General features: G+C 60.9%; 22 protein-coding genes. All 22 read right to left on the bottom strand.

The window, feature by feature from the left end; translation table 11 throughout:
- Window positions 1–38: 38 nt before the first annotated feature.
- On the bottom strand, window positions 39–791 hold the full coding sequence (locus tag ACSFBC_RS07410) for a hypothetical protein (protein WP_435509664.1): 753 nt from the start codon (window positions 789–791) through the stop codon (window positions 39–41).
- A 145-nt stretch (window positions 792–936) separates the two neighbouring features.
- Window positions 937–1,440, bottom strand: a complete 504-nt coding sequence (locus ACSFBC_RS07405; RefSeq protein ID WP_435509663.1) for a DUF4189 domain-containing protein — start codon at window positions 1,438–1,440, stop codon at window positions 937–939.
- 12 nt (window positions 1,441–1,452) lie between these two features.
- Window positions 1,453–2,523 carry a TrbL/VirB6 family protein gene (locus ACSFBC_RS07400; RefSeq protein ID WP_435509662.1) on the bottom strand — a complete coding sequence of 357 codons (1,071 nt, stop codon included), beginning with the start codon at window positions 2,521–2,523 and terminating at the stop codon, window positions 1,453–1,455.
- A 28-nt stretch (window positions 2,524–2,551) separates the two neighbouring features.
- Window positions 2,552–3,574, bottom strand: a complete 1,023-nt coding sequence (locus tag ACSFBC_RS07395; protein WP_435509661.1) for an XVIPCD domain-containing protein — start codon at window positions 3,572–3,574, stop codon at window positions 2,552–2,554.
- A 36-nt stretch (window positions 3,575–3,610) separates the two neighbouring features.
- Window positions 3,611–4,153, bottom strand: coding sequence for a hypothetical protein (locus tag ACSFBC_RS07390; RefSeq protein ID WP_435509660.1), 543 nt, complete (start codon window positions 4,151–4,153; stop codon window positions 3,611–3,613).
- A 169-nt stretch (window positions 4,154–4,322) separates the two neighbouring features.
- Window positions 4,323–4,739: a DUF4189 domain-containing protein gene (locus ACSFBC_RS07385; protein ID WP_435510046.1), complete on the bottom strand. Its 417-nt coding sequence runs from the start codon at window positions 4,737–4,739 to the stop codon at window positions 4,323–4,325.
- 98 nt (window positions 4,740–4,837) lie between these two features.
- On the bottom strand, window positions 4,838–5,806 hold the full coding sequence (locus ACSFBC_RS07380) for a TrbL/VirB6 family protein (protein WP_435509659.1): 969 nt from the start codon (window positions 5,804–5,806) through the stop codon (window positions 4,838–4,840).
- A 55-nt stretch (window positions 5,807–5,861) separates the two neighbouring features.
- Window positions 5,862–7,292, bottom strand: coding sequence for an XVIPCD domain-containing protein (locus ACSFBC_RS07375; protein WP_435509658.1), 1,431 nt, complete (start codon window positions 7,290–7,292; stop codon window positions 5,862–5,864).
- Window positions 7,289–7,768, bottom strand: coding sequence for a hypothetical protein (locus ACSFBC_RS07370; protein ID WP_435509657.1), 480 nt, complete (start codon window positions 7,766–7,768; stop codon window positions 7,289–7,291). The genes ACSFBC_RS07375 and ACSFBC_RS07370 overlap by 4 nt, the downstream gene beginning before the upstream one ends.
- A gap of 200 nt (window positions 7,769–7,968) precedes the next feature.
- On the bottom strand, window positions 7,969–8,469 hold the full coding sequence (locus ACSFBC_RS07365; RefSeq protein ID WP_435509656.1) for a DUF4189 domain-containing protein: 501 nt from the start codon (window positions 8,467–8,469) through the stop codon (window positions 7,969–7,971).
- A 12-nt stretch (window positions 8,470–8,481) separates the two neighbouring features.
- Complete coding sequence (locus tag ACSFBC_RS07360) at window positions 8,482–9,564, bottom strand: TrbL/VirB6 family protein (protein WP_435509655.1); 1,083 nt, start codon at window positions 9,562–9,564, stop codon at window positions 8,482–8,484.
- 50 nt (window positions 9,565–9,614) lie between these two features.
- Window positions 9,615–10,439, bottom strand: coding sequence for a hypothetical protein (locus ACSFBC_RS07355; RefSeq protein ID WP_435509654.1), 825 nt, complete (start codon window positions 10,437–10,439; stop codon window positions 9,615–9,617).
- A 35-nt stretch (window positions 10,440–10,474) separates the two neighbouring features.
- Window positions 10,475–10,816 (bottom strand): hypothetical protein, encoded by a 342-nt coding sequence (locus ACSFBC_RS07350; protein WP_435509653.1) that lies wholly within the window; start codon window positions 10,814–10,816, stop codon window positions 10,475–10,477.
- 48 nt (window positions 10,817–10,864) lie between these two features.
- Window positions 10,865–13,348 (bottom strand): VirB4 family type IV secretion/conjugal transfer ATPase, encoded by a 2,484-nt coding sequence (locus tag ACSFBC_RS07345; RefSeq protein WP_435509652.1) that lies wholly within the window; start codon window positions 13,346–13,348, stop codon window positions 10,865–10,867.
- A 17-nt stretch (window positions 13,349–13,365) separates the two neighbouring features.
- Entirely contained in the window at window positions 13,366–13,659 is a 294-nt protein-coding gene (locus ACSFBC_RS07340; protein WP_435509651.1) for a VirB3 family type IV secretion system protein, read from the bottom strand.
- A gap of 7 nt (window positions 13,660–13,666) precedes the next feature.
- Complete coding sequence (locus tag ACSFBC_RS07335) at window positions 13,667–14,107, bottom strand: TrbC/VirB2 family protein (protein WP_435509650.1); 441 nt, start codon at window positions 14,105–14,107, stop codon at window positions 13,667–13,669.
- 42 nt (window positions 14,108–14,149) lie between these two features.
- Window positions 14,150–14,941 (bottom strand): lytic transglycosylase domain-containing protein, encoded by a 792-nt coding sequence (locus ACSFBC_RS07330; protein WP_435509649.1) that lies wholly within the window; start codon window positions 14,939–14,941, stop codon window positions 14,150–14,152.
- Between the two features lie 57 nt (window positions 14,942–14,998).
- Window positions 14,999–16,039 carry a P-type DNA transfer ATPase VirB11 gene (gene virB11 / locus ACSFBC_RS07325; protein ID WP_435509648.1) on the bottom strand — a complete coding sequence of 347 codons (1,041 nt, stop codon included), beginning with the start codon at window positions 16,037–16,039 and terminating at the stop codon, window positions 14,999–15,001.
- Window positions 16,040–16,053: 14 nt separating this feature from the next.
- Window positions 16,054–17,271, bottom strand: a complete 1,218-nt coding sequence (locus tag ACSFBC_RS07320; protein WP_435509647.1) for a TraB/TrbI/VirB10 family type IV secretion system protein — start codon at window positions 17,269–17,271, stop codon at window positions 16,054–16,056.
- 32 nt (window positions 17,272–17,303) lie between these two features.
- Window positions 17,304–18,077: a TrbG/VirB9 family P-type conjugative transfer protein gene (locus tag ACSFBC_RS07315; RefSeq protein ID WP_435509646.1), complete on the bottom strand. Its 774-nt coding sequence runs from the start codon at window positions 18,075–18,077 to the stop codon at window positions 17,304–17,306.
- Window positions 18,074–19,030 carry a VirB8 family type IV secretion system protein gene (locus tag ACSFBC_RS07310; RefSeq protein WP_435509645.1) on the bottom strand — a complete coding sequence of 319 codons (957 nt, stop codon included), beginning with the start codon at window positions 19,028–19,030 and terminating at the stop codon, window positions 18,074–18,076. The genes ACSFBC_RS07315 and ACSFBC_RS07310 overlap by 4 nt, the downstream gene beginning before the upstream one ends.
- Entirely contained in the window at window positions 19,030–19,506 is a 477-nt protein-coding gene (locus ACSFBC_RS07305; RefSeq protein ID WP_435510045.1) for a TcpQ domain-containing protein, read from the bottom strand. Before ACSFBC_RS07305 ends, ACSFBC_RS07310 begins: the two co-directional genes overlap by 1 nt.
- Window positions 19,507–20,119 lie beyond the last annotated feature (613 nt).

Raw genomic sequence — 20,119 nt, 5'->3', positions numbered from 1 at the left:
CCTAAAAGTTACCCAGTGCTTGAAAGCAAGGTTTCTCGCTACCCACCGCATAGCCGCAAGTTGGTCCGTGCGGCCTTGATGATGGCGAGGTAAGCCTCGGCCACATCGGGCCGCCCCCAATCTTGCAGAACGGCCTTGTCACCGCGTTTCGCATCACTCTGATAGGGCTTCAACGTGGCAATACATTCCGCGCGTTGTCCATTTTTGTACTGCGTGATAGCCAGATCGTTGCGAATTGAACCAAGATTCAATGCATCTAGAAAGGCAGTGCAGTTGCTCAATACGGGTTGCAGCAACTCCAGCGCGCCGCGGTAGTCCCTGTGGTCATACAGCCTCTTGAAGCGGTTCCGCGTATCCTCCACCGCCGCGGGCATGCACGAGGGATTCGCATCGCGCAAGTACTCGCCCTCGAAGCTGCCATTCAGTCCGCAGAGTTCCTTGCATGCCTCCGCCGTCTCAAGCTTCAGCGCGACCCCTTTGGTGGTCGGGTTGAAGCTGATGGTGCAGGAGCTGTTGCCGCGTTGGGAAACGCCGGTCCGCCCAGTGAGTTCTCCGCCAAATTCGCAGCCTTCCGTAAGCGTGGATCGCGTTTCAACGGAGAAGCCGACAGAACTGTTTTTGCTCGGATCGATGACCAACCATCCCCACCCCTGGTCGGTGGCGTAGTGACCGGGCGCGATGGTTGTGACCGTGACTTGGTCTTGCTCTTCGGAGTGTGTCTTTTGCGCCCAGCTCTGTTGGCACGCTAAGCCCAGAACGAATACAGCAAGCTTGAAGATGGTTTTGCGCATGGTGCTATGAAACTGATAAATGGTTTGAGAAGCCGAGTACCGTGCTAACGGCCATGCAGAAGCTGCATGCGGCGGACATGAGAGAGCCCGTCATGGGCTGAGCGCGAGTAGCTGAATTGGTCGCAATTGATGACGGGCATGGCACTTACCGAATCCGTACTGGCAGGCTGCATGTGGTGTAGTAGGTGCGGCAGTTCTTGTCCCCTGTTTCAGTGCAGGTCTTCACACCAATCGCAATGGCCTCATCCACTGTGGAGGCGGGAGATACGTTGTAGCCACCATCACCCGCAACAACCGCAGCGCACTGATTGGCGTATGCAACGTCAGTCTTACAATTTGCGACGCCTTTTGACTGGCAATCAGCCATCGCTGCCTGCGAGGCTTCGCGCCTGCTTTGTTTGTCGACGGCTACACCCATAGCCCATTGCTTACCGTCCGTCGCAATCGCCCCCCAACGCGGCTCCCACTGCGGGGCTAGCGGCTTCGGCGCATGCTGATTGCCATAGCCCGGGATAGGTGCGCAAGCCGCCACGCTCGGACCTCCAATTGGATATGAACCAGGGGAGCAGCCGCCTTCCGCATGCACAAGGGCACCCCATAGAAAGCTCGTGCCCGCCAATAGCCAACTACGCAGTAAACGTTTGAACATATTCCGGTCTGTTTATGGTGATTGCGACGCTTTGACCGTATCACTAGGAGGAGAAGCTGGAACCCCCGCGACTCGGGCGTGTGGGTTGCTGCTTGGGTTGTTGGGGCCGCCACCTGTCTGATGCGATGTATTCCCAGTACTCGTCGGCGGCGGGGCATAAGACCCAGCCGGCTGCCCCTGAGGCCCCGGCTGACTCGCACCTCCACCGGGATTGACTCCGGAGTAGGTCATGAACTGCCCCAACGTCCCCCCAAAGAAGCTCGCCGCCATCGCTGGCGCAGTGATCAGCAGCGTGGTCATCAGGAGCCCGATGCCCCCTTGCTGCATCGCCTGGCTGGTCAGGCCTGAGGCGCCTTCCAGTTTGAACAAGGCGTTGATGGCGTTGGCCGCCCACAGCGCGGCGGCGACCCGCAGCGTCAGGTCCAGCACCATCGAGATCATGAAACTGAGCATCGCCATCGAGAACAAGGTGCCCAGCCCGTAATTGAGCCAGCGCCAGAACATCGACTCCGTCACCTTGAAGATCAGGCACAGGATGAAAATGGGTCCCAGGCCAATGAACAGCGCGATCGCCACCTTGTACATCAGCAGCATCGCACCGGCCGTCATCGGCGGGCCCGCCACGCCCAGTGCGGCGATCAGCGAGGCGCTGCCCGCGGACTTCACGTTGTCGGCACTGATGGCGCCGTTGAGCCCCTGGGCGCCATCAATGGCGGCCATCGCCACTTGCGTGTAAATCAGGTTCTTGTCGATGGCGGAAGCGGGCGAGCCGCTGTCGCGCGTGACCAGACCATTGATGCCCCGAGCCAGATCGTCGGTGAAGAAAGTCTGGATGCTGGCGCCGCCCACGGCCATGGTCATGGCGGCCACCACGATGACAGCGGTGCGGCTCATGTGGACCACCATCGCCATCATCGGCTCGCGCGACTGGCCGGTGAGGATGCGAAAACCCTGCACGATGATCCATAGGGCGATGAGAGTCAGGGCAAGAACTTGTCTTCCTATTGAACGAACAGCCGCTATCAAGACAACAGGCGTCGCCGACGCATCTTGCAAAAAACCGAGCGTCTGAATCAGCCTCATCACGATGCAATGTTCCTGCGGTCGTACATCAGTGCGTCATGGCCTGCTGCGGCCGGTCTTGCGTCTGAGGCGGTAGCTGATGCGGCTGGAGCACGACTTGCTGCACCTGCTGAAGATAGGCTTTCGCGCTGTGCTCAACTGGAGTGCTCAGCGCGTTCACAGTCGGCACATCGATCACTTTTGAGTGGGCGCTGCCTGGTTTGCCTTGTACCGCGAGAAGCTTTTCGCCGGTGTCATTGGGCTCAACATGGTGAATCCGCTTAAGCCCGTGGCGATGGGCCTCCACGGCCAAAGCGGCTGCGGCGTTAACGGTGCGTTGATCAGACTCGATGTTGTGACCGCGGTTCCATTTCTGCAGGCCTGCAAGTGCTTCGGCGTACAAGATATGGCCCGGATGGTTCTTGTCAGCGAACGACGGCGTTAGATCTACCTCGCCTTTGACCAAGCCCGCCATCACCTGAGGCGTGAGTTTGCGCTCCCACTCCGCCGCGGCCGCCTTGCGTTCCGCCAGACCTTTGTGGCCGCCGTTGATGCCTTCGGTCGCACTCGTCACGTCTTGCTGAAAACCCTTGCTGACCACTCTCTCTTTCCAGTACTGCACTGCCAGAGTCGCCGCATTCTTCGGCTCGGTAGCAAGTTCAGGATGCTTGACGAGATCCAGGCTTACCGCCTTGCCGTAGTGCTCGTAGTTGCTGCGACCTGTGAGCTGAACGAAACCGCGACCACGAAAGTTGAGACTGTCACTGCTGTTGGGTTTGTTTCCTAAGCCTTCACCCCATTTGCCCCCATAGATCGCCTCGGCGATCTTCTCGTGTCCCCCGTCCACAATCGCTTGGGCCTCTTCAAGGGTGTCCATACCATTGCGCCCAGGGAACACCTTCAACAACCGCTCCGCGGAGTAGTTCAAGCTCTCGTGCGTTTTGGTAAAGCCCTGCGACTCTACTTGCATCTGACCCATAAAGTTGGCTAGCTCTTTAGGATGGGTGACTCCGCCGCGGTAGGCGGCCAGCAGAAGAAGTTCAGCGTTCTTTTGAGATGTGATTGATGACATGGCGGGGTCCCCTGGGTACTATCGAATTGCATAGAGTCAACGCGTAGAAGGCGGACCACTGCCTTCAATATCTGTATCGATTGGCCAGTCGTTAATGCGATGAATAACGCTTTCGTCTTTGGTTTTGATTACGGTCGACGGTTTGCAGTTCATTTCACGCGCAGCATGTGGCTCTCCGGCACGTTGCACGATGAGACTCGAACGCCCTCGCTGATCGACAGAGTCTTCAACAGACAAGATGATGTACTTGTAGCCATTGTTGACGAATGAGTAAGCTTGTCCAAAGGTGGTGGCATAAAGCCAATGAGACCGCGAGAACACTCGATCCTTCGAGTTTTGAGTGGGAAACAAGAACTCAATATTGGATGACTTGCCAAACACATAGCGGAAACTCCCCTTGTCTAGCCCGTCGTGAATCGGTGCACATAGGGACACCGTCTTCGTGCTGCCTTCAAGGGCGCAAGAAAAAACAACTTCCTCGCTGGCTGCGCACAGGCTGCGGGCTTGCCATGTGCGCGCCGATGCACTGAAACCTGCTAGCGCGAGCACGGCAAGCAGCAGGCCGGACAAGTACTTCACGATTAGATTTAATCTTAGGGCGCCACGTTTCGTTGGAAGAGGTGCGCGGGCAGCGTGACGGCTTTGGTTAGGGTAAGGAGCATTCATAAAATGTCACTCTGGTTTGAATTAATCGCCGTCGCGATCGTTTTGCCCATGCAATCTCGTGACGAGCGGCGGAACATGAGCATCAACGAATCCTTATGGGAAGGCTGCAGGCGGAGTAGTAGACGTGGCAGTTGGTACGCCCAGCATCGCGGCATGTCTTCATGCTCAGTTCGGCCGCTTTATCTACTGTGGTGGCATTAGACGCGTTGTAGCCGCCGTCGCCTACAACAACCACAGCACACTGATTGTCGTAAGAAATTTCAATCTTGCAATTAGCCCCGCCTTTTGCTGCGCAATCGCTTACTGCTCTTCGCGAGGCCTCTCGTTTGCTCGATTGGTCAGTGGACACGCCGAGAACTCCATCGGGTACAGAGGTCGCTAGCGCTCCCCACCGACGTTCCCACTGCTCAGCTGGTAGCTGCGGTGCTTGCTGGTTAAATTCCCCCGGAATAGGAGCGCAAGAGAAAGGCTGATTGGGGGAAAACTGAAATGGGTACATCCCGGGGGGGCATTGCGCCTCTGCGAGACCAGCCCATAGCAATCCTGCACCGAGTAATATGAAACGACGTAAGAAAGTCTTGAACATAATCAAACCAATTAAGTCGATTGCTGCAACTTGACCGTGTCGCTTTGAGGAGAAGACGGAGCGCCCGTAGTACGACCACCAAGTCCGCCACCAGTTGAATTGTTGGGGGTAGTTGTTTGCGTCGTTTGGGGAGTCTGCGGTGCATAAGCCCCAGCCGGCTGCCCTCCCGGCCCGGGACTGCCCGCGTTCTGGTGGCCACCGCTGACCGCCGGATAGGGGTTGAAGTTGCCCAACGTCCCTCCAAAGAAGCTAGCCGCCATCGCTGGCGCAGTGATCAGCAGTGTGGTCATCAAGAGCCCGATGCCTCCTTGCTGCATCGCCTGGCTGGTCAGGCCTGGGGCGCCTTCCAGTTTGAACAAGGCGTTGATGGCGTTGGCTGCCCAAAGCGCGGCGGCGACCCGCAGCGTCAGGTCCAGCACCATCGAGATCATGAAACTGAGCACCGCCATCGAGAACAAGGTGCCCAGCCCGTAGTTGAGCCAGCGCCAGAACATCGACTCCGTCACCTTGAAGATCAGGCACAGGATGAAAATGGGTCCCAGGCCAATGAACAGCGCGATCGCCACCTTGTACATCAGCAGCATCGCACCGGCCGTCATCGGCGGGCCCGCTACGCCCAGCGCGGCGATCAGCGAGGCGCTGCCCGCGGACTTCACGTTGTCGGCACTGATGGCGCCATTGAGCCCCTGGGCGCCATCAATGGCGGCCATCGCCACTTGCGTGTAGATCAGGTTCTTGTCGATGGCGGAAGCGGGCGAGCCGCTGTCGCCCGTGACCAGGCCATTGATGCCCCGAGCCAGATCGTCGGTGAAGAAAGTCTGGATGCTGGCGCCGCCCACGGCCATGGTCATGGCTGCGACCACGATGACAGCGGTGCGGCTCATGTGGACCACCATCGCCATCATCGGCTCGCGCGACTGGCCCGTGAGGATGCGAAAACCCTGCACGATTGAATGGACGGCTTGTGGCGAAGTATTCACGGACTGTGACAGGCGGTGCTGCTTATGAACGCAAAGTGCTACACGCTGACTCAACTTAAGCCAGAGCAGGCCCGGTTTGCGTTTGGATCGGCCGACTCACGTGCTGCTGGGACTGCTGGCTCCGTTGCAGGTTGTGCGCATCGGCGAAGGCTTGCGAACTTTGCGCAAGGGGCGTGTTCAGTGCCACCGTCGTGTCTACATCGATCACCTTGGAATGTGCCGTGCCCGGCGTACCCTGCACTGCGATGAGCTTGCCACCGTTGTCGCTCACGGCGACAAGATCGATTTGCCTGAGCCCCGACTGACAAGCTGCTGCGGCCAAGGTGCCCGCGGCATTGCAGGTGCGTTGATCGGAGGGAATGCCACGCTCGGCGTTGATCTTTTCCAGGCCCGTCAAGGACTGCTTGTAGAGCCCGTTGCCAGAATGCTGGCCATCGTTCAACAACGGCATCGGCTCTGTCTGGCTGCTGAACCAAGACCCTTGACGGGTGAGCTTGTCGATGGCGTGGGAAGCGCTTTCGCGCACCGCTTCCCCGGTTAGCTCCAACGCCTCGCCTGCCTGCCGAGCGCCCGTTTCCACCGAGTTGCGCACTGCATCGTAGGCCTGCCCTGCAGCATGGCCGACGGCCCTCACGCCCTGGCCGGCCGTTTGCCCTGCCTGCATCCCGGTTTGCAGCGGAAGGGATGCGATGGCACGGGCGTTGTGTACGTCGTTGCGGTAGCGATCGATCATGCCGTGATGGGCGTGATACTGCGCCTGGTTCTCCCGCGAGATGATCGAGCGACCCAGCGTCTTTCCGTCGGGCACGAAGTTGTCGACGAAATGCGCGCTGAAGTCGGTTGCCTTGGCGGGATTGCGCGCGCTCAGAGCGCCGTCATCGTCGCGGTATCCGGCTTTGCTCAGCGTGTCGATATCCTGCTGGACCGCATAGACCCGCACCTTGCCAAAGTGCGCACTGGCTGCGCTCACCGCATCGCCTGCGCGAACGTGGTTGATGACTTGGTGGCCGCCTTTCGGAACGCTATGCACCAGCCCGGCGGCGCCGTAGGCGTTGAAGGTCTCGCCCTTGAGGCCGAATCTGTGGCCCTCCAGTTGGGCTAGCGTGCCGCCCAGCGAGTGGCCGGTGACGGTCACGGTGAAAGGCTGATTGCTCTTTTCTGCATCGGCCTTTGCCCTGTCCAGTACCTTTTGCGTGAAGGCATTCGCGTCACGCGCCTGGGCGTTTACGCCTGCCAACGCCATACCAGCGTCGACGAGACCGTCTTGCACTGGCTCGCGGCCGAATTCGGTACCGCGAAAGGCAATGACCACCTCGCCAGTTTCGACCCGCCGGTAGGCCGTTGCCTGAAATCCCGTGCTCGGGTTGTCGGCATGGTCGAGGACTTGATAAGCCACATCGCCCAGGGTGACATCCTTTATTTGAAGCTTGCGATCCTTGTACGAATCCTGTGCCAACAGTGCGTAATCCGTGGACGTGATCGTCATTCGAATTTCTCCTTGGCAGTGAGCGTCATCGAGAAGGTGCTCTTCGGCTCTTTGAAGTCAGATCGCTGCGCATTGCCGCTGTTGACCCATGGTCGCTCTCCGTCCTTCAAAGGAGTGCTTTCGCGGTACGACAACGTGGAAAAATAACGCGTGGCGGACTTGTTCGCCAAGATGTCATTCAGGGCGATGGAGTGGCCGAACACCAAGTTTCCAACCCGCAGACTGAAGTTGGAAAAGGGCATGGACCAGCGGCAAAGGCCCAGTCCGAAGTAGTCCTCGTCCGTCAACAGATCGACACAGAGTTCACCCTTGTAGACCTTATCGCCCACCCGGCTCAGGGCCATCGGGACATCTTTTTCGGGAGTCAGTGTGGCGCCGCTGAAAGGGGTTAGCGGTACGCAACTACCGTTCGCTACTTCATAGCCAGCGGACCCCTCCACGGCATCGAACGGCCCTGGTGCGTCCTCAATGGTCAACGTGATTTCATAGCATCTTGGGATGCGGGTTGAGCTTGATGTCGGGTTTTTTCATGGAAGGTCCGCAAGCGGGGAGAGCGAGGGTCAAAAAAATGAAGAGGATGGCGGCAACGAGGCGTTTCATTGACAGTCCGCCTTGCATCGCGCATGGGCTGAGCGCGAGTAGCTGAATTGGTCGCGATTGATGACGGGCATGGCACTTACCGAATCCGTACTGGCAGGCTGCAGGTGGTGTAGTAAGTGCGGCAGTTCGTGTCCCCTGTTTCAGTGCAGGTCTTCACGCCAATCGCAACGGCTTCATCTACTGTGGAGGCGGGAGATACGTTGTAGCCACCATCACCCGCAACAACCGCAGCGCACTGATTGCCGTATGCAACGTCAACTTTGCAATTTGCGCCGCCTTTTGAATGGCAATCAGCCATCGCCGTCTTCGAGGCTTCTAGCTTGCTTTGTTTGCCGACGGCTACGCCCATAGCCCATTGCTTACCGTCCGTCGCAATCGCACCCCATCGAGACTCCCACTGCGGTGCTGGTGGTTGCGGCGCTGACTGCTGGCGGTTGTCCGGTCCACACATGTTGAGCCCATTGCCCGAACCGTAGGGAATCTGGCCGGGCGGACATGCGGCCTGCGCATGCACGATGCCAGTCCACAAGAAACACAAGCTCGTCACCAGCAACCTGCGCAAGGAAATTTTAGACATGATTAAGTCTGCTTAAGTCGATTGCGGCACCTTGACGGAATCACTGGGAGGAGGAGCCGGAACGCCTGTGGCTCGGGCGTGTTGGTTGCTGCTTGGGTTATTGGGGCCACCACCTGTTTGATGCGATGTATTCCCCGTACTTGTCACCTGCGGATACGTTCCCGGTGCCTGCCCAGCAGGCCCTTGGTAGCTTTGTTGATGACTCGAAGCCCCATTGACTGCCGACTGGGAGTAGAACTGCCCCAACGTCCCTCCAAAGAAGCTAGCCGCCATCGCTGGCGCAGTGATCAGCAGCGTGGTCATCAGGAGCCCGATGCCCCCTTGCTGCATCGCCTGGCCGGTCAGGCCTGAGGCGCCTTCCAGTTTGAACAAGGCGTTGATGGCGTTGGCCGCCCACAGCGCGGCGGCGACCCGCAGCGTCAGGTCCAGCACCATCGAGATCATGAAACTGAGCACCGCCATCGAGAACAAGGTGCCCAGCCCGTAGTTGAGCCAGCGCCAGAACATCGACTCCGTCACCTTGAAGATCAGGCACAGGATGAAAATGGGTCCCAGGCCAATGAACAGCGCGATCGCCACCTTGTACATCAGCAGCATCGCACCGGCCGTCATCGGCGGGCCCGCCACGCCCAGTGCGGCGATCAGCGAGGCGCTGCCCGCGGACTTCACGTTGTCGGCACTGATGGCGCCGTTGAGCCCCTGGGCGCCATCAATGGCGGCCATCGCCACTTGCGTGTAAATCAGGTTCTTGTCGATGGCGGAAGCGGGCGAGCCGCTGTCGCCCGTGACCAGGCCATTGATGCCCCGAGCCAGATCGTCGGTGAAGAAAGTCTGGATGCTGGAGCCGCCCATGGCCATGGTCATGGCGGCCACCACGATGACAGCGGTGCGGCTCATGTGGACCACCATCGCCATCATCGGCTCGCGCGACTGGCCGGTGAGGATGCGAAAACCCTGCACGATGATCCAGACCGTGAGCAGTGTCAGGCCGATGGCGCTGGCCCAGGCCATGGTGTTGCCCAGGAGATGGTCGCGGAAGCTGTTGATCCTGTTGTCGACCCAGGCGTAAATCAGGGCAAAGTAGACGAAATCCATAACGAATGGGTGCCAGTAATAGGGTGATCGACAGCAGGGGGCGCGCGGGATTAATGAATGGCCAGCGCGGCGGCCAGGGCGCCCGTCTGAATGAGCTGGCCTGCCGTAGGCAGGCCGCCGCTGCCGCCGCCTTTGATCGCGGCGTGGGTGAGGGCGTTTTGCTGGCCCTCGTGGAATTTGATGGCGGCCTCGTAAGCCGCCAGACGGGTGCGCCAGAAGCCCATCTCGGCTTGGAGCTTGCCGATGGTGCGCAGTGATTCATTGGTGTTGGCCCAAAGGTCGCCCTGGGTCCCCGCTGAGCCGCGGTTGTTGTCGATCCTCGTGAGCTGCTCGCTGTATTGCTGGAAGCGGTTCGTCATCTCGATGCTGTCGTTGTAGGCCTGAACACGCAGCTGAATGAGTTGCTGGCAGATTTGCTGCTTGACTGAAGAAGAGTTGCCTGCGTTGATGGTGGCAAGGCTGGTGACGTTCTGGCTCGCCCTGCCGGCCCCTGCGGTACCACCCAGCGCGCCGCCCTGGCTGGGACAAGCCTGTTGCACGTAGCCAGAGGTGTCCGAGATCTTCTGGAGCTGGTTGCCGGGGGTCAGCGTGGCCGAAAAGCCCAAGTTGGCGACACTGGTCTGAATCTCCTTGAGGACGTCCGAGGTCGTCCTGTTCAGATTTCCGCTCCCGATCCGGCTCTTGATGTCATCCAGCTTGCCTTGCGCTTTCGAGTCGCTGACGTCGACGTCAGCGTGGGCGACGCCGACGAGCGCGGCGGCCGCGATGGCGAGGAAGGCCGCGCGAGCTGCACGTGCTGCACTTGGCAAGGTCTTGCGCAGCGGGACGTGAACAGGCTGGGCGAGGGCGAAGGCGAGAGGAGGGCGGCGAATCATGGTGGCTTCTTGGGTGTGTGCGGTCGTTGCGCTGCTCACGGGACGCGGCCCCACTGATTCATGATGGTCTCGGAGATGTTGCTGTTGTTTTGGGTATTGGTAGCGCCCGAACAGCTGTTCATATATTGCTTACGGTTGTTGTAAGAGGCCTGGGCCTTGAACTTCCAATAGATATAAATCGCAAGGCCAGCGGGCGCGGGCGCGTGCCAGTAGGCGACGGCGGGGGCGCAGTTCGCGGGCGCGATGCCTTGACCTGACTTGCTGGCCATGCACAGATAGACCGTGCACGGGTCCGGAGCCTGCGCCCGTGCGGATGTAACCATGCTGGCGATCCCCAGCGCGACGGAGAGGGCGGCGGATGAGGTGCGCAGTCTCATGAAAACCTCCGAAGTGTTGAATTGATAGTTGATGGGGTCTGAGGTCGGTCAGGCAATCAGGCGCGGTCGCGTCGGTCGCTGTCCGGCGTCGGGTGCATGCGCGCGCTTGCCGCTGCCCTTGCGGTTGTCATAGAAGTCCTGCAGCCAATGCTCAGGCTGCAGGTCGGCGACCGGGATGCCTTTGGTCAGGGCGCACGCGTCCAGCACGCGATGCATGATTTCGATGTTGTCAGTGGAGGCCGAGATGACGGCCAGCGCGTCGTCCATGCCGCGCAGGTCAAGCTGGCATACCGAGGAGCTGTGGCCTTGTTTGACAAGGAAGCGGCGTGAGCGCTCGTCCAGGCTGATGACCACCTGGTATTCGGACTCGGTGAGCTTGAGCCCTTCGATGTAGTCCTTGCGGCTGGCATTGGGGTTGGGCAGCAGGATCATGGTGGCCGTCTGCTCGATGAGCGCGGCGGATATGTCACTGCCCAGCGCGTCTTCGGGGCTTTGCGTGGCGAAGATGCCCATGCCGTTCTGCTTGCGGATGGTCTTCTGCTTGTTCTTGGCGAAGTCCTTGAGGGCGCCGCCGCCATCGAGGATCTTCCAGAACTCGTCCATCACGTAGATCAGGCGGCGCCCGTCGATCAGCGCATCGAGGCGGTGCAGCAGGTAGTTGACCACCGGTACGCGCACTTCCGGGTTGTCGAGAACGTCGGTGTAGTCGAAGCCGATGATGTTGGCCTTGTGCAGGTCGATGGTGTCTTTGGGGTTGTCGAACACCCAGCCCAGTGAGTTGCCGGCGGTCCATTTGCGCAGGCGGATGAAAAGACCGTCGTCGCCCATGTTGGGCAGGCTCTTCTGGAAGTTCGTCATGTTGCGCAGGTGCATCGGCGTGTCGAGCATGGCTTCGACGGCGCGGAAGATCTCGTCTTCTTCGCGCGAGGTGTAGACCGCCTTGCCGGCGAGCACCTTGACGAGGTCGCTCAGAAAGTGGAGGTTGGCTTCGGTGTGCTCGCAGTGGAAAGGGTTGAAGCCGGTGGGTTGCCCGTTTTCGAGCGAGAGATAGTTGCCCCCGCACGCCCGCACGAAGATCTCCGCACCGCGGTCTTTGTCGAAGAAGAAGATGGTGGGCGCCGGGTCCAGCTTCTGGATCTGGCTGAGCAGGAAGTTGATGAGCGCGGTCTTGCCGGTGCCGGACTTTCCGATCACCATGGTGTTGGCTATGGCCTTCTCACCGAACGAGTTTTCGCCTGGCAGCGTGGCGTGGAAGTTGAAGTAGTAGGGCTGCCCGTTGACGGTCTGCAGCGTGGTGACGCAGGCGCCCCACGGGTTGTTGTCGCGCTTGCCGCTCGCGAAGTTGTGCAGCGGCGACAGGCCCAGAAAATTGAGTGAACTGACGTTGGCGAGCCGCGTGCGGTATTTCCAGTTGCCGGGAAATTGCGCATAGAACGCGGCAGTGATGGCGAGATCTTCCTTGACCGAGACGAAGCCGGCGTTGGACAGTTCGGCACGCGTGGTCGCGATGTGCTGGGCCAGCGTGGCCTGATCGGAAGCGTAGAGGGCAATGGTGAACTGGTACTCGCCAAGCACGAAGTTGCCGGACGTGAGGTGATCCATCGCCTGATCGAGCTCGATGATCTGGCTCACGGCCTTGTCGCCCGAAGAGATCATCATTCCTTTGGTGCGCTCCAGCGCCTTGAGCGCGTCGTGCCGGCCCATGGGGGTGAACGAGTGCGTGATGACGTACTCGAAGTCGAGGTACTTCAGCCCATTCAGGATTCCCGGGTGCGTGCCGTCGGGATACTCCTTGATATTGAGCAGCGCGCCGAAGTGGTTGGTGCCGTCGGGCGCGGTGAGCACGTAATCGCCGCTCTTGGCCGAGAAGCGCTGTCGGCTGATCGGCAAATAGCGATACACCGGCGCCTTCAGCACCGGTACCGGCTCCTCGACGCGATTGAGCAGGTAGCCGAAGAATTCAAGCGTTTCGGAAAAGACAATGCCGTTGGGCGCCTCGTACATGCGCAGGCGAACTGGTGCGTATTCCTTGAGCACGGCTTCGATGTTGCCGGCGAGTTCCAGCAGCTTGTCGATGGCCTGTTGCTGCTCGGACGCAAGGCGCGACGTATCGGCGGATCTTTCGACGAAGCGTTTGCCCGTCACCACCGGGCGATAGATCATCGTCAGGTAAAGCTCGTTCTGCATGAGCTTTTGCGCCGAGAGCGCCTTGAAGTACGCATCGGACAGCGTCTGGTTGAACGTGTCCTGGAAGCGGCTGGTGTCCTTCACGCGGCGGCGGCGGCGCACGTCGTGCACCCAGAAGGCCACGTTGGTGAAGTCTGGCGCGCGCAGCGTCTGCAGCATGCGGTTGAAAGCGTTGTGCTTGTGTTCGATGTCCCATTCTTCGCGCCCGACAAAGGGCAACCCGTCCAGCCGCCAAGTCAGAAGAAAGTCGCCTCCCGTGGTCTTGAGTACCGTGGGTGAGACGTGCGTGGAGAAGGGGATGAACTCGCTGATGGGCGTGTCGGGGCTGAATGGGCGCGTGGACATGGTTTGACTCCCGGGTTCTAAACGTTGTCCTTGGACTGCCCGCGATACACGTTGGGCGTGAACACCCACATGCCTTCATGCTGCTGGAGGTTGCGCACGCGGGTACGGAACTGCAGGCGCAGGCCGAGCAGCCGGAAGATCAACTCGTCGCGCTTGGCCATCATTCGCATGATGAAGATCACCACAGGGATCAGCGCCAGGAACAGCAAGTCGAAGTACATGGCCAGCAACATGCATCCGCCCGCGCCCATGAAGAAGGGCACATAGGGCACCCCCATGAACATGGGCGGGCGGGTGCAGCCGCGGAACATGGGGTTCTTATGCATAGTGGCCGAGTGCTTGCACCAGGCCGGCGAGGCGGGTCAGCGGGTCGATCGTGAGGCTGGCGCTGGTGCATCCCGAGCTCGCGTCGCTGGTGTTGGTGGCAATGAGCATGTTGGCGATCTGGCCGGCCGCACCGATCAGCAGGCCACCGATGAAGACCGGCGCCACGTCGCCGATGCGTTTGTGCGCGAAGGCGATCTGGTAGCCCGAGAAGATGACGGCGATGGTGACGACGATGATCGATACCGCATTCAGCAGGGTCTTGACCTTGCCCAGCACGCCGCAAGTGGCGCTGGTGAGGTCGCCGCCGCCGGCTTGGGCCATGGCCAGGCAGGGGACGATGACCAGGGTCGCGATGGCGGCGCTGCGAAGCGCTTGACGGTGCGCCAAAGCATTGGCGGCGAGCGATGCGGAGGGGTGGGAGTGACGTTGCATGGTGGATTTCCTCTCTGGTGAATGAATCAAGCGAATCGACGGTCAGAAAACGAAGGCCCCATCGCCGGCATGTTTGTCCGGGGAACTGGTTGGTGCAGGTGGGGCCGGCACATTGCCCGCGGCGGGGTGACGGACTTGCGGCACGAAGACATCGGGCCTTGCGATTGCGGCGGGCGGCGCTGATGGCGTAGGAACCGAAGGCGGGGTCAGGCCCGGCACCGTCCCCGCTGGGGCCATCGGTGCGGAGGCGCCAAGTGGGGTTGCACGCATCGAGATCCGAGAGGCTGCGGTCGTGGGCTGTTCGCCCTCTACATGCTTGGTTGCGGAGGCTGCTGCGACAGGGGCGGAGGCGGGCAGCAGCGTGCCGACGGTGCGCAGCGGAATGGGGCTGGCTGCCAGTCGGGCCTCCGCCACGGTCTGTTCGCGGTTGATCGAGTCGAAGACCTTCTGCACATAGCCGCTGCGAAAACCGGTCACGAAGTTCCCGGAGTAGTAGCAGCTGAAGGCCTTGCCCCAGTCGCCGCCTGCGCCGGCATAACAATTGGCCAGAATGCTGGCTCCGGCCGCCAGGTTGGTGCAGAAGTCGAACGCCTTCTTGTGGCTGTCGAGCCCGTACTTGCGAAAGTTGACCCGATTGACTTGCGCCGCGCCCAGCGAATAGTTGTAGCCGCCGGATTCCAGCATTGCCGCTGTGGCGACCGCTTCCGCCAGCGTCTTGGGTTGCCGCACGAGCCGCGCGCCAACGACGCCGATGGCAAGCGGATTGGCGCTGGATTCGACATGAACGACATGCCGCATGACCTGCGCCGGGACAGCGAGGTTGGGGCAGGCCAAGGCTTCCAATCCTGGGAACACGGTGTGACTCTTTGTCGTTGGGTGTGCGGCCAGGCCTCAGGAGGCCTCGGCTGGTGCGTGGCGGGCCGGGTCGTAGTCGATGCCCGTGATGTACCGCCGGCCCGAATGGGACTTGATGTGCACGACGATGTCGATGGTCATCATGAGCAGTCGCTTGATGGTGGCGAATTCGAGTCCGGCTCCTTCGCTCGACGCCTTGACCATGAGGGCCAGCTGGTCCCAGGTTTGCGCGATGCTGCCCGCGTGGCAACTCGTGATGGAGCCCGGGTGGCCCGAGGCGCAGTTGCGGATGAAGTAGAACGATTCGTCGCCGCGCAGCTCCGCCAGGATGATCCGGTCGGGCTTCATGCGCAGGCATGCTTCCATGCAGCTCTTGGCAGTGATGTTGGCGGTGCTCTGGCCGCCTTTGGAATAGAGCAGGTGCACGGCGTTGGGCTGGTCGATGAAGAGCTCGCGCGCATCCTCGATGGTGACCAGGCGTTCGTCGGGTGGAATGTGATGGACGAGCGACTTCATGAAGGTGGTCTTGCCGCTGCCGGTCGCGCCCGAGACCACGATGTTCTTCTTGTGGATGACCGCTTGCCTGAAGAAATCCGCATAGCGGTGTGCGGCACGCAATGCCAGCAGTTCTTTGTCCTGCGTGCTGAGGCCCTGCGCCTCGTCGAGCAATTCGTCGAAGAAGCCTTCCTGCTGGTACGCAGCCAAAGTACGGGTCTGCTTGGCCGGGAGGCGGATGGTGATCGAGACCTGGCTCGCTTCGACCGCAGGAGGGATGACGAACTGGGCGCGCTGGCCCGTGGGGAAAGTCAGCGAGACGACCGGGTTGGCGTCGGTGATGCGTTGGCCGGTGTTGCTCTCGTTGACCACGGTGGTGCAGAACTGCAGGGCGCGCGCCGACGTGAGGGACGGCACCTCGACACGTTGCCAGCCCGAGCGATTCTCGAGATAGATCTCGCCCGGGCGATTGATGCAGATCTCGGTGACGTCCGGCGAAAGCATGAGCTCGCGGATGCCCAGCACTTGGTACTGGTAATCCAGAAAATCGTTCGAGACGGCGGCGACGAGTTCTTCGGTCATGAGAGAAAGCTGCGTCAGGAGCCCGCGACCACGGCGCTGAAATCCACGTCCTTGGCGACGTAGACATTGACGACGGTGCCCTGGTTGATCGTCACCGTGTCCGGGCGGTTCGCGCCGCGGCGAACGGCCTGGCCGGCCAGGTTCTGCAAGGTCTGGGCCGTGTAGCTCTCATAGGGCGACTGGACCGCGAGCCCGCCATTTGAGACGGTGGTCGTGCCGGGGCCGTTCTGCGCGGCCGCGTACTTGAAGGCGTCGGCGAACAGGCTGACCATCAAAGCCGAGGTGATGCGTTGGCCCCAGTGCTCGTCGAGGTAGCCGGGGTGACCGGCGCCGCCGAGGTTGTCGACACCGGGGCTGGCCATGCTCACGTCGATCCCGGTCGGGGTGACGATGCGGTCCCAGATGACGGCGATGCGTGGTCCGTTGGGTTCGGTATCGTATTTGCCCAGCACCTTGGAGCCTTTGGGCAACAGCAGGCGTCGGCCATTGACGGAGTAGACCGGCTCGGTCACGACGCAGGATGTGAAGCCCGGGATGTCGCTCACGATATGAGTCTCCAGCACGCAGCGGATGTAGGTGCCACGGAGCATGAGGACGTTGGCATGGATCAGCGGCTGGGCGTTCGAAACGGGCGACAGCGGCTTGGCGCGGTAGGCATTGTTGGGCGCAACGCCCTGATCGGCTCCGCCTTGCACGCCCATTCCCATGCCAGGGGCCATGCCCGGATAGGGGCTTTGAGCAGGCTGCGTTTCCTCTGCGCCGCTGACTGTCACGGTGCTCGCGCTGGATGCGATGCGACGCTCGAGGAGCGTGGGCCCCTGCGGAATCTGGGGCGCTTGGGGCCCGGGGGGCAGTGGCGGCAGCGCGGACTGGGCAAGAGGAATCGGCGCGACCGGCGGCGGCGTGGGGGCGCGTGGCAATGGCGGGGGCAACTGGGGCGCCGCGGGAATCGTGACCACCTCTTCCTTGGGTTTCTGCGTCTTGTCCGAGCGCGTCAGGTTGCCGACCATCCAGATGGCGGCGAGGCCGAGCAGCAGCACAAGCGCTGCCACGAACCCGAGGGCTCGGCGGTTCATGCGTTGCATGTCGCTCGATCTGAGTTCTGGCGCCGCCGCATCGAGGTTGGGGGCTGGGGGCGTGGCCGGCCGCTCGAACTGGGTGGCATAGGGGTTGGACTGCGAAGCTGGGTGGCCGTTGTCCTCCATGGGGTCTTGCCGGTCACGGTCCTGCATGAAGTCGACTGAGGGGGAAGGAGGCTGTGGGTTCACTTGACGGTGTTCCTTCGAAGTCCCACGACGTTGTCGCCATGGCGGATGACAAGGTAGGGATAGGTCCCGTGAACGACGAGGGTGGTGCCCTCAACAGTGGTGTTCACCACCGAGTCTTCTTCGCGCTCGTTCTGGCGCATGTAGACGGTCGGAAAGTTGCCCGTCGGAAACCTGGTGAGGTCGCTCATCCTGATGTAGGTGAAGCGTCCGTCGTCATAGACGTTGACTGGAACCAACCACGGCGCATTGGCACTGCGAGTGGCATAGTCGTATTCGAAGTTGTAGCTTCGGTCCTTGAGCAGCGTGGTGTTGAGCGCGGGGGCCTCCGCCGCTTTCCGGGCTTCTCTGGAGAAACTGGTATCGGCCGGATAGCTGAACTTGATCCGGTACTGGACGCCCGCATTGCGCGCCTGCTCCAGGGTCCGCCAGTCGGTGGCGACCACCTTGAGTTCGAAGATGTAGGAGTGGGTCGTGGTGCGGATCATCATGTTGGTGTCCACATCGACGTTCTTTGGCTTCAGGTAGAAGATGTTGTCGCGCCGACTCAGATCCCAGCCGCTGCTGAAGCCCGTGCTGTAGTCGAGGATCTTTTCCTCGGGACTCAGTTCGATCTGGGTGGTGATGCCCAGGCCAGCGCGCACCGGATAGATCCGCTCAGGCTGATAGTCGTAGGACTGAACGGGCTGTGCAAAGGCTTCGGGCACGGCGCCCATGACCAACGCGCAAGCAGCGGTCAACGCCCATCGGCGGTGGTTGGAATGTGGTTTCATCGGCGGCGCGCTCCCTGATTGCCGCCAGTCGGCGCGGCTGGGGTGGTGGACGCCGTAGCGCCGGGTATCCCGAGGTTGGGTGGAGGTGGCGTGGGGGGCATCACCGGCTGCTGAGACGGGCCCGCAGTGCCGGGGGACACGTTGGTGCTCGACGGCAATTCCGCCCCGGGCGTTGCCGACACACCGTCGGGCGGCCTGGCGCCGGCGGCGACTTCCTCAGGAGGAGATGACGCGTAGTCGGTGTCCACGCGGTAATCGGTCACGTGGAAGCCGAGCGGATTTTCAATCCGCTGCTGCTCGTCCATCTTCAGATTGGCCTTGTAGGTGAACGCCAGCGTCACGATCTTGCTGTCCAGCGGCTGGGTGGCTCCGCTTTGCTTGTCGTAGACGCTGCGTTGGAAGCGCACCGTGGCGCCTTTGGGGGTTTCGTTGCCGCCCCCGCCTCCGATCAAGGTGATGCTCAGGATGCGGACCCGGACGGAACGCTCCTTTCCATAGAGCTTGTACGGGTTGATCGGGTTTTGCGATGAATAGAGGTTGGTGTAGCCCCCGGCAACCTGTGGGGACGACATGGTCAGCACCGTGGTCCAGTCGCGCAGATTGGTGAGTGCGAGGTCATAGGCCTCGCGGGCCACCACGAAATGGGCGACGTTGCTGCGATTGATCGCTTCGCTGGTGGTGATGCGTTGCAAACTCGCGTCGTCGGTCAGGCGTGCGGCGGTGCTGGTGCCGGTATATGCATCGGCGATGACCAGATAAGGCACTTTCTCCTTGAGTGGCAGCACGTAGAAATAGCCCGTCAACAGCACGAGCGACATGGCCACGGAACTGCCTGCAACCCACCAAGCGCGCCGTTCGCTGCGCCGCACAACGTCCGTGATCGTGAGTTCGAAATTGACCGATTGGGCGATGGCTTCGTCGATCTTCGAGGTCGCGGTGTTCTTCTTGAACATCAGCGCGCTCCGGATGCGACGGGTGCCGTGTCGGCGGCCTGAACCAGGATTTGCTTGCTGTTTGCCGCAATGGATAGGCCCTGTGGCGCGTAGATGGCGCTCAGTTCACGCATGGCGGATTGGATGTCGTTGGTGCGAACCTTTGCCACGGGTTGATGGAGCGTGAAGTCCGAACCCGATTGATAGGACAACTGCAGCCCGTTGTCGGACGCCCAGCGGGTGAGCATGGTCCGAAGCGTTGCGTCCATGGGCGACGCGTAAAAGGTGTAGGCAGGAGAGAGTGGGATCTCAGTCGGCGTACTCTGAAAGCGGTTCACCGCTGACCAGGAACCACCGTAATCCTTGGGTGCTGGCGCGCCACAACCGACGAGGGTGACCAGTACAGCCAGCGACACCCCCGTTGCCAGGCATTTCGAACGCGTTCTGCACGAAGCCGCGAAGGATGCGCGACTTGGTTGCTGGCGCCCATCGCCCATCGCACGACAATGCGACGCAATGGACACGCGATCGCCAACTGCAATCGCAATCGCCCCGAAAGAAGCTGACATTGAGAACCCCCTGAGGTCTTCTAATATTTTCTTTATTTTAGGGTCGGCATCATTGCAATGGCAATGCGAAAAAAGCGACACGTTTGCATGGGTTTTGTGTAAATCGACAGGAGGCGGTGCCCATTTTGCGGAGGCCTCGACTCTATGAAGCGGGGGTTAATAATTCCTTGTTCAGCCCTTCGGACTGATTGGCATTTGGGTGACAAATGAGCCGCCGTGCGTAGTTGATCCAGCCGGAAAACTATTTGGATTTCGTTCGCCGAAAGGGGTTCGCGGAATTGTTATTTGGATCTGACATTCGACGCCAAGCATTGCCAATTGGAGGAATTACGTTGTGCGAACCGTCGGCGGCGCGCCGCCAAAGGCGGTGGTGCAGCGTCGAACGCAACCGGCAATCAAGCTGCAGCACGACACATGGCAACCGGCAATGCGCAGGTTTGCCATCGAGAGCGAGTGGGCGTCTGCGATGTCGACGACGCCTGAGTGCGAACCGGGCCCAACTTTCTCAGCGAGCGAGGCGCCGGCGTCTTGCGTGTGTCGA

It is taken from the genome of Variovorax frigidus (assembly GCF_051216515.1).
Lineage (GTDB): Bacteria > Pseudomonadota > Gammaproteobacteria > Burkholderiales > Burkholderiaceae_C > Variovorax.
This window is presented reverse-complemented; position numbering and strand designations above follow the sequence as displayed.